The organism is Paenirhizobium naphthalenivorans, assembly GCF_007992095.1.
Taxonomy (GTDB): Bacteria; Pseudomonadota; Alphaproteobacteria; order Rhizobiales; family Rhizobiaceae; genus Allorhizobium; species Allorhizobium naphthalenivorans.
On the sequence record NZ_BJZP01000131.1, the window covers coordinates 1 to 679 of the forward strand.

Genomic DNA, 679 nt, shown 5'->3' on the forward strand with positions numbered 1-679 from the left:
TAGACGAAGTGCTTCCTCGGTTGCCGGGGGATCGCGGAGGCCGCCGATGGTCACCGCATTTTCCAGTTGAAGGTAGTCACCTTCGGGATCGATAACGCAGAACTCCTGGCCTTTGTCCGCCATACGCTCCGTCAGCAAGGCCATGAAGCTGGATTTGCCGCATCCGGAATTGCCTGCAACCAGCACCAGATCGCTTTGGTCGATATAAACGTCCAGACCCTGCCGGTCGACGCCTACCAGAATACCGCGTCGCGGAAGCGGCAAAATCCTGTGATCCTTGAGCAGGATCCGGTCGATCAGTTCGGCAACGCCTTCACCATGGTCCTTCTGCAATTGGATATCGACTTCCAGTTTGAGGGACGGGACGGCATTGGCGACGGCTGCGGAGCATCCGCAAGCTGCAAGAAATGCATGATCGTTCTCCGCGTCACCCACGGCGACGATGTTCAGCCGAGAAATATCCAGGTGCTTGAGAGCATGGAGCAGTCCTGACGCCTTGTTGAAACTAGTGGGAAGCACCATGACGGCGCCCTTGTTGAAGCTGATCTGCAATTCCAGCCCGAGTTCCTGAATGGCGCGCATAACCGCCTGTTCATGAGGATGCCAGGTGGCGATGATTGAGCGCCCCACCGAAATCGGCGTGACATTGTACTCGGCAAGCTTGTTCAGCAGTGCCGTC

1 protein-coding gene is annotated in these 679 nt (G+C 57.1%); it reads right to left on the reverse strand.

What is annotated here, in order from left to right; translation table 11 throughout:
- On the reverse strand, positions 1-630 hold a 630-nt coding region (locus RNA01_RS23530), incomplete at its 3' end, for an HAD family hydrolase (RefSeq protein WP_268906714.1).
- Between the last annotated feature and the right edge of the window lie 49 nt (positions 631-679).